Genomic DNA, 11,597 nt, shown 5'->3' with positions numbered 1-11,597 from the left:
ACAAGCGCAAATTTTTTTGCAAAAAAGTAGTATCTTTCTAAAGCAAGTAAGATAGGATTCTTGCTTTTAAAATCTCGCCTACTCATCCATTGTCTTAGCCTTAGCAAATCTATCTTGCTAGGAACCTGTTAGTTTATCCTAGCGCTTTTGTTGGTCGCAACTTGGGATATAATCTAAATATTATTTATAATTGAAAATTAGCCATAAAAATATATAGTTTTTATATATTGGAGGCTATTATGAAAGATTTTTGGTCTTATGATAAAAAAGAAATCTTTAACCAACTAAAGACAAGTGAAAAGGGCTTGACCAGCCAAGAAGCAGAAACCAGGATAGAAGACTACGGAAAAAATACTCTCAAGGAAGTAAAATATTCTTCAAAATTTATGGTTTTTATATCTCAATTTAAAAGTCCTATTACCCTAATCCTTATTTTCGCAGCAATTTTGTCAATTTTTACGAAAGATTATTCTGATGGATTCATTATTTTAATCATCGTCATGATTTCATCGTTCCTAAGCTACCTAAACGAAAGCCATGCCCAAGATGCTGTAAAAAAGCTCCTTTCAAGCGTGAGTGTAAAATCTACAGTCCTAAGGGATGGGAAGTTCCAAGAAATTGACAACGCAGACTTAACTTTGGGAGATATTATCAAGGTTGCGACTGGCGATATGATCCCAGCTGATTGCTTGCTTATTGATGTGAATGCACTTGCAACAGACGAATCAAGCCTAACTGGAGAAACTTTTCCTGTAGAGAAGAATGTAAAAATTTTAGACGTCAATACCAGCCTATCCCATAGGGAAAATTCGCTTTGGATGGGCACCCATGTCATAAGTGGGTCGGGCCTAGCTGTTGTTGTAAACTTGGCAAAAAATTCAGAATTTGGCAAGATTACCTCCTCCCTAGGCAAAAAAGATACCGACACTGATTTTGAAAGAGGGATCAAAGACTTTGGTAATTTAATTTTGCACGTAACAATCCTCTTGATCTGTCTAATATTTTTATTTAATATTATTTTGAACAAATCATTTTTGGAATCCTTCATGTTTGCCTTGGCACTTTCTGTTGGCCTCACTCCACAAATGTTGCCAGCCATTATAAGTGTAAACTTATCCAAGGGTGCAAAAAGGATGTCTGATGAGGGAGTTATCGTTAAAAAACTTAATTCTATCGAAAACTTTGGATCAATGACCATTATGTGTTCTGACAAAACAGGCACCATCACCAAGGGCAAGGTCAAACTCGATTATGGCCTTGCCTATAATGAAGAAAAATCTGACGACTTAATTAGGCTTGCAAGCATAAATTCATATTTCCAAGAAGGCTACAAAAATCCGATTGACGAGGCGATTCTTGAGGGAACTACCACTGACTTTTCACCTTACAAAAAACTTTTTGAAATCCCCTATTCCTTTGAAAATAAGATTTTGTCTGTGGCTGTGAAGGATACTTCTAGCTTAGCGCAAAAAAATTTCATGGTAACCAAGGGAGCTTTTGAAAATATTGTTAGAGTTTGCAATACCTACGAAAAATCTGACAAGAGCCAGGGGCCTATTGGTGAAATCAAAAATCAAATAACTGAACTTTTTAACAAATATTCTGCCCAAGGCTACAGGGTGTTGGGCCTTGCCTATAAATTTTTAGATGATGGGGAAAATATCAAAGAAGAAAAGGCAAGCGATATGATTTTTAAGGGCCTGCTCCTCTTTATAGACCCCCTCAAAGATGACGTTAAGGATGTAATCTGTGAAATGGATAGGCTGGGCGTTTCTCTAAAAATGATTACTGGAGATAATAAGGAAATTGCAAAAAATATCGGCAGCCAAATCGGTCTTGACCCTGCAAAGATCCTGTTGGGCGAAGATTTGAAGGCCTATTCCCTAAGCCAACTTAATAAAAAAGTCCTAGACGTAGACATTTTTGCTGAGATAAGTCCAAACCAAAAGGAAAAAATCATCAGAGCCTACAAGGAAGCTGGCGAAATTGTTGGCTACATGGGTGATGGGATTAACGACGCACCCGCTATCAAACAAGCAGATGTGGGTATTTCTGTAAATACAGCTGCTGATACAGCCAAGGATGCGGCATCAATTGTGCTTTTGCAAAACAACCTAAATGTTTTGCTTTCTGGCATAAAAGAAGGCAGGAGAACTTTTATCAATACCTTAAAATATATTTTTATCGCTACCAGCGCAAATTTTGGCAATATGTTTTCAATGGCAGGTGCGAGCCTATTTTTAAAATTCTTGCCACTTTTGCCTAAGCAAATTCTCCTAACCAACCTCTTTACTGACTTTCCATCCTTGCAGATTGCATCAGACTCTGTCGACAGTGCTTGGTTAGAAAAGCCAGTAAAATGGGATATGAAATTTATCAAAAAATTTATGATAATTTTTGGTATTACATCCTCAGTTTTTGACTACCTAACATTTTTCGTCTTGCTAAAAATCTTTAAAGCTGACGAACAATTTTTCCAAACAGGTTGGATGTTAGAATCAGTCATCTCTGCCATGGTCGTAATGCTCATTGTAAGGACTGCAAGACCGGTTCTTAGAAGCAAACCAAGCAAAAAGCTAATCCTTGCAATAATCCTTGTAAGTTTAGTTTTAATAGCCATAATCTATAGTCCTCTTAATACTTACCTAGGCTTGACAGCCTTGCCAACAAAAGCACTCATCTCAATGTTTGGCATATCCTTAGCCTACGCTTTAATAGCAGAAGTATTAAAGAAAAAATTTTACGAAAAAAATTCCTTTTCAGGAAAATAAAATTTAGGCAAAGAAAAAAACGACAGATTTCTGTTTATCAGATTACTGTCGTTTTTCATTTTCCTAGTCAACAAGCTCTTTAAGCCTGCCAGTTAACTTATAATCAACTTTTTTTAATTCTTCTATATTCTTCACTCCAAGTAGAGCCATGACTATTTTTAAACGCCTATTCATTTCCTTTAAGTAGTCGTAACAAGCCTCATAACTTCCTAAGAGTAAGTACCTAAGAGCTTCACCACTAATTGCTGTCATATCAGCCCCAAGTATTAGGGCCTTGGCAACATCTACTGCAGTTTTAATCCCACCTGAACCAATGATAAATACATCATCGGATAGGCTCCTCGCATCAATTATCGCCTTGGCTGTTGGCACTCCCCAATCATAGAATTCTTTATAGTCGGATTCAAAGTCCCTCATATCTTCAATTTCTATGAAATTTGTACCACCTTTGCCAGAAACGTCTAGGTATTTTACGCCTGCTTCTATAAGCTTTTGGCAAGTTGCCTTTGAAAGACCATTGCCAGTTTCTTTTACAATTATAGGCACGTCTAGGCTTTTGATTAATTTTTTTATATTTTCGTAATAGCCCCTAAAGTTCTTATCGCCTTCTGGCATAAAGAGTTCTTGGGCCACATTTAGGTGGACTTGGATGGCGTTAGCACCTATCATACCGGCTGCATTTTTGAAGTCTTCAAGGCTTCTTTCAGCTCCAAGATTTCCTATCCTTACCATGTCCTTTTCCCTAATTAGGGTGAAACTTTCTTTAGCTTCATCATCTTCGAGACCGATTGTTTGACTGCCCACAGCCATTGGTATGTTAAGGCTCTTACAGATGGATGACAAATCTTCGTTTATATCAGCGCTTGATTCACCACCACCGGTCATAGCATTTATCATAATAGGCATAGAAATTTTCCTACCTAAAAACTCAATGGATGTATCAATTTCATCAAAATTTACGTCTGACAAACTATTGTGATCAAGGTAGACATCTTCAAAAAGTGGGTCGCTATAACCAGATGTCTTTAGGTAATTTTCAATATGTTCGTCTTTTCTTTCTCGTCTTCTACTTGTCATATTTTTTCCTAACTATTCCCCACCTTCTCCAGAGCCACTGTCTGATGGTTGGTCAACATTCAAGCCTGGTTCGTACTCAACAACGCCTGGGTCTGCTGGTGCCTCTTTTGGTGCTGGGCTTTCAGGAGCCTTTGGTGCTGGTTCATAAGTCTCGGTACTAGGCTCTTGTCTTCTCTCCCTGTGACCTTGGTTGGTCTTTGGAGTTGACTTGGCAGGCTCTTCCCATTTTGGTTCTTCTTGGTATTCATAGGAGTTATTATAATTATTTTCGTAAGTATTTTCGTAATTATTCTCGTAATTATAATTTGGCTCGTAGGTTTGATTATTTATATTATTATTTTTTGGGAAAATATTAACTGGTGCCTCTTGGTTAATGCTTGCATGGTTTGATTCAGGAAGACCAGAATCTTCTTCCTTCCACTTACTAAGCTTGAAGTCCGCAAATACATCATTAACTATATCCCAAGTTCCTCTTTCATCTGGTATATAATAACTAATGTTGTTTATATAGGCACCATTGCCCGGAACTATAAAGGTTTCAACCTTATCTGATGAGAAATTTGGAATACTTTTTACCAAATTAACTATGGCACTCATTGGTAGGTTGGTCTTTACATATTTGATGTAGGACGAAATCACTGTCATAAGGTTCATTTCATTTGATTTCTTAACAGCTTGGTCTACCATGGCCTTAACAAAATCTTGTTGGGCATGAACCCTTCCTATATCACCATTGTTATAGATATGTCTAGTCCTTAAATACCACATGGTATCTGTACCATTAAAGTGGTGCATACCTGGTTTGATATTAAGAGTCCACTTTTTAATGTTTACACCTTCTGGCACCTCATAGTCAACACCACCGATGGCATCGACAATATTTACAAGAGCCTGGTAATTAACTTGGACATAGTAGTCAATATCAAGGCCTAGGAAGTTCCTAAGACTTTGAAGAGTTAGCTCAATACCACCAAAGGCGTGGGCGTGGTTAACCTTATCATAGGTATTTCTCACAAGGACCCTGGAGTCCCTAGGGATTGACAAGAGTTTAATTGTGCCGTCCTTGGTATTGGCCTTCATCAACATAATAGTATCCGTACGGGTGAAATCTTCGTTATTCTCTTCACCTGCTGCCTTATCCACTCCAACTAGGAGGATTAAATATTCATCTTTACTTGTTTTAACAGCCTGGTCTTCAAATGTCCCTCCATTAGAATGATTAGCAGCATTCGACCTTTGATCAAGAAAATCAAAAGCAAATTTGCTAGCCACAAAAGATAGGGCAAAAACAAAGACTAGGGCAAAAAATCTTCTTATCTTCATAATTTTCCTTTACTCGTTACATTATACCCTAAGTCTATCCCTTCTTTAAACTATTTTTTAAAATAATATTATAAAAATTTTTTAAAAGTTCGTGCTTGCTTGAATATTTCCCAAAATTCATTATAATTAGATTATTAATCATTAATTTAAAATTATTTTATTGGAGTTATTATGGAAAATAGAAATAAGTTTTCTTCCCTATGGGGATTTATAATGGCTTGTGTTGGCTCTGCTGTAGGCCTAGCCAATGTTTGGGCTTTTCCCTATCAATTAGGTTCTAATGGTGGATTGGCATTCTTATTGCCCTATCTCCTATTCGCCTTTATTTTTGGCAGGGTAGGTCTGGCCGCGGAAAACGCCATAGGCAGAAAATATAAATCAGGACCAATGGTTGTCTACAAAGAAGCCTACAAAAGTCGCAACATGGAAAAATTTGGCAAAATAATTAGGTGGCTACCAATGATAGGAGTAGGCCTCTTATCAATCGGCTATGCTGTAGTAATTACCTATGTCATAAAAGCCTTGTTTGATACCATCAGTGGAAGTATTTTCACTGTTGAAAGTGCCACTTGGTTTGATAGCATATCCACAAATGATTTTAAGGTAATTATTCCCCACCTCTTCTTGATGGTCCTAGTGTATTTTGCCCTAGCCTACGAAACCGAAGGAATTGAGAAAACAAACAAATTTATCATGCCCTTGTTTTTCGTACTCTTCCTTATCCTTGCAATCAGGGTATTCTTCCTTGACGGAGCCCTTGGAGGTTATAAATTTATCTTCAACATGGACTTTGGAAAACTTAAGGAAATCAAAACCTGGGTCGCAGCCATGGGCCAGGCCTTCTTTTCCCTATCCCTAGTAGGAACAGTAATGGTAGTCTACGGGTCTTACTTGCCAGATGATGAAGATGTAATAAAAGCATCAACCATCACAATGGGACTTGACACCCTCTCAGCTATGATCTCAGCCTTCGTAATGCTACCAGCCTGTTTTGCCTACGGCTTTTCACCAGCAAGTGGACCAAAACTACTCTTTGTAGTCTTGCCCCAAGCCCTAAAAGAAATGCCCCTTGGCAGATTATATGGAATCATCTTGTTCCTAGCAGTAGTCTTTGCAGGCATATCGTCAATCCAATCAATGCTAGAAACCATAACCGAAGCCATAGTCTATAGCTTCCCAAAACTAAAAAGAAAAATGGTTCTAATCGCTTTAATCACAACAATTTATCTAATAGGCATCTTCATCGAACCAATCTCAAAATGGGGTCCATGGATGGACATAGTAACTATCTACATCCTCCCAATCAGCGGGATAATAGGAGCCATCACATGGTTCTGGATAATCAAAAAAGAAGACCTCCTAAGCGAAGTAAACAAAAGCGTAAAAGGCAAATACGGAAATACCTGGTATTATACAGGCAAATACATCTTCGTACCCCTAGCCATAATCCTATGCTTTATAGCCATCAGATACCACATATCTTTCTAGGAAACTTGAAAATCAACAAATTCAAAAAGGCATGACCAAAAAACTGGCCATGCCTTTTGCTTTACAAAAAATTTCCCAAACAGGTCTTAGCCTAAATTTAGCTAAAGTAAACTAATAACTAAAGCTATCATTTTTATTTTAGGATCTAACCAACTTTTAAAATTTTAATTGCTAAATTATATTTTCTAATCCTATTCATCATCAGGAGCATACCAAACAATATGCCTCCCCTCCTTCTTGGCCTTGGCACTTTCTTCCTGGTATCTCTTGATTCTTTCTTTTTCTTCTTCTGTGAGTATTATATCATAATCCTCAACTTTTTCCGCACCGAGCGCTATACCTATAAGCAAATATTCCCTATTCATTTCAATCTCCCATATTTTGAACTCAAATAATCCTACTAAACAAAATACCTAATCCATATCAGGAGCATAAAAAACAATATGCTTGCCCTCTTTCTTAGCCTTCTCAGACTCCTTTTTGTACCACTCGATGGCCTCTTTGTCCTCTTCTGTGAGTGTGATATTATTCGCCTCAGCAGTTGTATCCCCCAGTGCTATTCTCATTATTAAATATTCTCTATTCATAATTTTCTCCTTCTTCCAAAAAAACTTTATAAAATCCTAATTTTTATAAACTCATAAACTTAAAATCAAAACACAAACAAAGCTAGCTTTTAAAACAAAATGATATTTCGATAAATAAAATTGATAAATGCAGAATTAAAAATGAAAATAAATAGAGAATTAATTTTCGAAAAAATAAATGATTAATAAAAAATTCGAAATGAAAAAGTATTAACACTTCCATTAATATTATACCCTTTATGACCTGATTTAATCCCAAAAAATAAAAAATCGAACTTTCCCACTTGCAAGTCCTGTCCTTAAAATTAATTTCAGATGGATATATTAAGAAAGGATCATCCCCGCGTCTGCGGGTACAACTTCCTTACATTCAAAATTTCACCTACCCTAGTAACTCCCCTTCGTCCGTAGGTAGTCTATAAATAATTACACCAAAATCTATTTTAGCTACAGTTTCCCTTAGTCTTTACCTTATCAATTTCTGTTTTTAAGTCTTCAAGAGCAAATTTTTCCTTATCCATAACGATATTATAAAAACTCTCCAAGTCGCCTTTTACTGAATAGTCGTTCATGCTTTTATAGTAAAGTGGACAATCTTTTGCTTCTATAATCACAGGCTGGAATCCTTTTTTTATTAATATAAAGTTTAGTATTAATCTTGCAGTTCGTCCGTTTCCGTCTTGGAATGGATGGATTCTTACAAACTCAGCGTGGACGTATGAAGCAAGCTCGATAGGATTTAGATCAGATTTTTTAGCCTCAAAATCTGCCATAAACCACTTCATGTTATTTCTTACTTCCATCCAGTCTGGTGGCGTAAATCCAGCTCCTGTGATTCGCACGTTATAGCTCCTATACAAACCACCTTCGATTATATTTTCCATGACAACTTGGTGTATATCTTTTATCAGCTCCTCATCAAGGACTGCACCCTGCTCTAGTCTATTTTTTATAAGCTTATAAGCTTTTTCATTATTGGTGACCTCGTATAGCTCTCTAAGGTCTTTGCCACCTATAGATACCCTATCGATAAGCAAAGTTTTAACCTCGGCTATACTTAAAGTGTTACCCTCAATCTTGGTCGACTCGTGAGTAAATCTTAGATCAAAGTCGTCAACTATGCTTTGATAGGTTTCTTTCGGCAAGATTTTTATGTTGTCGGCAACATACTGATTTAATTTTTTTATTGAGTTGTAATCTTTTTTCATCTGCTTATGCCTTTTTTGCTGTTTTCTGGATATTTTTCACCCTGTTTTTCTTTGCCCACAAAAATTTTTCCATAACTTCCACCTTTCTCCTCTAATTATATAATAAAACAACTTCATCAATGTAGTTTTTTAATTTGGTTTTTCATATTTCTCTTCCATTTCCCAAAATTTTATAAATTAAAAGACCCATTGAACTGGCCTTGTTTTTCTTGCCTTTGGCAAGTGGTTTTTGTTTAGCTCTTAGTTCTTTTCTACCACGATTATGTATGGTGGATTATTGGGTCTGGTTGGGTAGGCTATTTTTATTAGCCCATATTTTTTCTGGTCGATTCCTGCTAGGTATTTTTCAATTTTTTCGCTTTCTTCTTTGCCTGCTGGGTGGCCTGGATAAATTGTTATTATGGCTATGCCGTTCTTGTTTAAAAAGTCTAGGATTTTTTCTAGGCTTTTTATTGTGCTTTCATACTTGGTTGTGATTTCCTTGTTGCCTCCTGGCAGGTAGCCTAGGTTATATATGGCTAGATCAAGCCCTTCTTTTATATATTTTTCAATATTGGCATGGCTGTCTAGGTGGAAAATAAATCTTTGATCGTCGCCTATTAATTTTTTTGCTTCTTTTTCTGCCTCTTTTTGGATATCAAAGCCATAGAGCCTTTCTACTTCTGTGTTTTCTAGGATATACTCGCTGTCTTTGCCAGTTCCTACTGTTAAGTCAGCTGCAACTTTTATTTCTTTTTTTGAACCTATTATTATTTTTACTAGGTCAGTTACTCTTTTGCCCATCAGTAGGACCTCAAATTTTTAAGGTCTTTGCCGTCAATTTCCTTGAAAAAATCTGCCTGGCTTGGTCCTTCTTTTCTTATAGGCATACCCATCCTGTGCATTTCATTTAGTTTGAATATCATGAGGTTGACATTTACGTCGTGCATACTGGCTAGCTCGTTGTAAGTATAGCCTTCGATTATGTCGTCCATGAGCCTTTTTTCATCCAACAAAAGATGAGCTGCAAAGATGTTGGCTTCTATTTCCATTTCGCTTTTTATATCAAAAATTTCATATTCAACCAAGGTATCCTTTGCATTGGCTTGGTGGTAGATGTCATGGCCCAACTCGTGAGCAAAGACCATGTTTAATATCCTGTAGTCTACATAGGGATTGTAGAAGACAAAACGACTGTCCATTATTATCTTATACATGCCCAAAAGCTTGGTGTTTTCCTTGAAGGGGATGATGTGGACCCCTCGTTCTTCAAGGATTTGCCTAGGGTCACGAGTCTTATGGGTTTTGATTAAGTCTAGCACGTCCTCATAGATTTGATCATATGAGTAGGCCATTATTTTTTGTTCCTAAATTTTTTGCTGTCTTGTCTAGCTATATAGTAGGCTTCGGAAATAGCGTCTAGGATTGCCCTTTTATCTTCTTCTGGGATTTCGCCCCCTGCCATAAGTCCAATCACACCATCAACTAGGTCTTCTGCTTCCTTTCCTGCCTTGATGCCGTATCTTTCACGAGTTGTAAGGATGAAGTCTTCTTCATCTGTGACTAGGTAGTCATGGCTGGTATTTAAGGCGTCTGCCAAGAGGTCGTAGGTCTTTCTATACCTTGGCTTGGATATGCCTAATTCATAACGGGATATGGTTTTTAGGGATACATTTACCTTCTCAGCTAGTTCTCCCTGGGTCATTTTTTTTTCTTCTCTTAAACTTTTTAATTTGCTTGCGAAACTCATAACTCTCCTCGTTTTTTATTTTCCTATTGGATAAAATGTCTTGACAAAAGACATTTAGTGTCTTATAATTAAGTCACAGTCACTTATTGTCTTAATTATACATTAAGAGTCCAGAATAATCAAGATGTTTTACAAAATCTTTTACCTCAAGGAGTACGAAATGAAGAGAATTATCCTACATTCAGATATGAATGCCTGCTACGCATCAATAGAGGCCAAGCTAAACCCAGACCTTAAGGGCAAGGCCATGGCTGTGGCTGGCAATCCTAAAAATAGAAATGGAATCATCCTTGCCAAAAGCCAGGAGGCTAAGGAGATGGGAGTGGCAACTGGCATGCCAATTTGGGAGGCTATGACCCATTGCAGAGACCTAATATTAGTTTCTCCCCACTATGACCAGTACCTTAAGCATTCAAAGATGGCTAAGAAAATCTACTACGATTACACCAACCAAGTCGAGTCTTTCGGACTCGATGAATGTTTTCTAGATGTGTCTGGTTCTACCAAACTTTTTGGGTCTGGTTTGGACATTGCCAAGGAAATTTCAAGGCGTATGAAGGAAGAAGTTGGGCTTACAGTGTCCATCGGTCTTTCCTTTTGCAAGGTTTTTGCCAAACTAGGCTCTGATATGAAAAAACCAGACGCCATCACTGTCATTGATGAGAAAAATTGGAAAGATAAAGTCTGGCCCCAAAATATTAAGGCTATGGTTGGCATAGGCAGGGCAACCAAGGCAAAACTAAACCACATCGGTATCTACACCCTAGGAGACCTTGCCAAAAGTCCAGTTAGCCTTATACAAAACCTCCTCGGTATAAACGGGGTCTATCTTTGGACCTATGCCAATGGTGAAGATATACGTCCAGTCGTTGATATAGGTCACGAGGACATAATAAAGACTATCGGCAACTCCTCCACTTGCAGGAAGGACCTTTTAAATAACGGCGAAGTCAAAAACGTCATCCAAGAGTTGAGTTTTTCTGTATCAAGAAGACTTAGGGAAGCAGGACTTGAAGCCAACGGTGTTGAAATTTTCGTAAGAGATTCTGATTTATTTTCTCAACATTTTACTGACGACTTAAAACTTGCCAGCCAATCTTCAATCACCCTAGCTGATGCTGGCTTCAAACTATTTTGCAAAAAATACGACTGGCCCCTTCCTGTCAGAGCTATCGGCATCAGGGCAACCCAACTCAGACCTCTAGGCTCTGGAAGCCAACTTGATATCTTCACCGAATGCGACAAGTATTTCAAAGAAGAATCTTGCGACAAGGCCCTTTATGAAATCAGAAAAAAATATGGCAAGGATGCTATTTCCTTTGCCGCCCTCAAAAGAGATATAAAGCTTCCAAAGGAGCTCAACGAAATCATAACACTTCCCAACAGGCACTATAATTCCTGATAAATTTATAAG

11 protein-coding genes are annotated in these 11,597 nt (G+C 37.4%); 3 read left to right on the top strand and 8 right to left on the bottom strand.

Annotation, left to right across the window (positions count from 1 at the left end; genetic code table 11):
• Nucleotides 1-239 precede the first annotated feature (239 nt).
• A complete protein-coding gene (mgtA, locus tag HMPREF1630_RS03930) occupies nucleotides 240-2,771 on the top strand; it encodes a magnesium-translocating P-type ATPase (RefSeq protein ID WP_037327311.1) in 2,532 nt (843 codons plus the stop codon).
• 63 nt (nucleotides 2,772-2,834) lie between these two features.
• Here mgtA and fni read toward each other — a convergent pair whose 3' ends face one another.
• Nucleotides 2,835-3,848 carry a type 2 isopentenyl-diphosphate Delta-isomerase gene (gene fni, locus HMPREF1630_RS03925; protein WP_037327308.1) on the bottom strand — a complete coding sequence of 338 codons (1,014 nt, stop codon included), beginning with the start codon at nucleotides 3,846-3,848 and terminating at the stop codon, nucleotides 2,835-2,837.
• 12 nt (nucleotides 3,849-3,860) lie between these two features.
• A complete protein-coding gene (locus HMPREF1630_RS03920; protein ID WP_004826823.1) occupies nucleotides 3,861-5,171 on the bottom strand; it encodes an LCP family protein in 1,311 nt (436 codons plus the stop codon).
• 171 nt (nucleotides 5,172-5,342) lie between these two features.
• Between HMPREF1630_RS03920 and HMPREF1630_RS03915 the strand changes: the two genes are divergently transcribed.
• Nucleotides 5,343-6,659 carry a sodium-dependent transporter gene (locus HMPREF1630_RS03915; RefSeq protein WP_037327305.1) on the top strand — a complete coding sequence of 439 codons (1,317 nt, stop codon included), beginning with the start codon at nucleotides 5,343-5,345 and terminating at the stop codon, nucleotides 6,657-6,659.
• 191 nt (nucleotides 6,660-6,850) lie between these two features.
• Here the strand turns inward: HMPREF1630_RS03915 and HMPREF1630_RS09505 are convergent, their stop codons facing one another.
• From HMPREF1630_RS09505 to HMPREF1630_RS03895, 6 genes are all read right to left on the bottom strand, one after another.
• Nucleotides 6,851-7,024, bottom strand: coding sequence for a hypothetical protein (locus tag HMPREF1630_RS09505; protein ID WP_197049854.1), 174 nt, complete (start codon nucleotides 7,022-7,024; stop codon nucleotides 6,851-6,853).
• A gap of 48 nt (nucleotides 7,025-7,072) precedes the next feature.
• Complete coding sequence (locus HMPREF1630_RS09500; protein WP_004826826.1) at nucleotides 7,073-7,246, bottom strand: hypothetical protein; 174 nt, start codon at nucleotides 7,244-7,246, stop codon at nucleotides 7,073-7,075.
• A gap of 443 nt (nucleotides 7,247-7,689) precedes the next feature.
• Nucleotides 7,690-8,454: a Fic family protein gene (locus tag HMPREF1630_RS03910; protein ID WP_037327304.1), complete on the bottom strand. Its 765-nt coding sequence runs from the start codon at nucleotides 8,452-8,454 to the stop codon at nucleotides 7,690-7,692.
• A 240-nt stretch (nucleotides 8,455-8,694) separates the two neighbouring features.
• On the bottom strand, nucleotides 8,695-9,237 hold the full coding sequence (locus tag HMPREF1630_RS03905) for a tRNA (mnm(5)s(2)U34)-methyltransferase (protein WP_037327302.1): 543 nt from the start codon (nucleotides 9,235-9,237) through the stop codon (nucleotides 8,695-8,697).
• The gene (locus tag HMPREF1630_RS03900; protein WP_004826837.1) at nucleotides 9,237-9,788 is read right to left on the bottom strand and encodes an ImmA/IrrE family metallo-endopeptidase; all 552 of its coding nucleotides are present in this window, start codon (nucleotides 9,786-9,788) and stop codon (nucleotides 9,237-9,239) included. The genes HMPREF1630_RS03905 and HMPREF1630_RS03900 overlap by 1 nt, the downstream gene beginning before the upstream one ends.
• Nucleotides 9,788-10,183: a helix-turn-helix domain-containing protein gene (locus HMPREF1630_RS03895; protein WP_037327298.1), complete on the bottom strand. Its 396-nt coding sequence runs from the start codon at nucleotides 10,181-10,183 to the stop codon at nucleotides 9,788-9,790. The genes HMPREF1630_RS03900 and HMPREF1630_RS03895 overlap by 1 nt, the downstream gene beginning before the upstream one ends.
• A 160-nt stretch (nucleotides 10,184-10,343) precedes the next feature.
• Here HMPREF1630_RS03895 and HMPREF1630_RS03890 point away from each other — a divergent pair, with 160 nt between their 5' ends.
• The gene (locus HMPREF1630_RS03890) at nucleotides 10,344-11,585 is read left to right on the top strand and encodes a DNA polymerase Y family protein (protein WP_037327296.1); all 1,242 of its coding nucleotides are present in this window, start codon (nucleotides 10,344-10,346) and stop codon (nucleotides 11,583-11,585) included.
• The last annotated feature ends 12 nt before the right edge of the window (nucleotides 11,586-11,597 follow it).

The organism is Anaerococcus lactolyticus S7-1-13 (assembly GCF_000758765.1).
Classification (GTDB): Bacteria; Bacillota; Clostridia; order Tissierellales; family Peptoniphilaceae; genus Anaerococcus; species Anaerococcus lactolyticus.
The sequence above is the reverse complement of the archived record's forward strand: the minus strand, read 5'-3'. Positions and strand labels throughout refer to the sequence as shown.